Here is a 222-nt window from a genome sequence, read left to right on the forward strand (position 1 = left end):
GCTCGACACCCTCCGACACCACCGCCACCGCATCCGGCGTCCGCGCCACCTGCTCCGCGAACAACCCCGGCAACGTCCACGGCTCGACCTCGACCGCCGACCCGCTCCACTCCTCCACCACCAGCCGGCGCTCGTCCGCACCCAGCAGATCCACCGCCGACAACCGCGTCAACGGCTCAGCGACAACCCGCTCGACCACCCGCACCAGCCAACCCGCGAAAC

The 222-nt window shown here is 71.6% G+C and carries 1 protein-coding gene; it reads right to left on the reverse strand.

The window, feature by feature from the left end; all coding sequences use genetic code 11:
• Positions 1-222, reverse strand: a 222-nt coding sequence (locus ADK60_RS28245) for a hypothetical protein (protein ID WP_159400625.1), incomplete at both ends; no start/stop codon positions are given.

The sequence above is a fragment of the Streptomyces sp. XY431 genome, from assembly GCF_001279805.1.
Classification (GTDB): Bacteria; Actinomycetota; Actinomycetes; order Streptomycetales; family Streptomycetaceae; genus Kitasatospora; species Kitasatospora purpeofusca.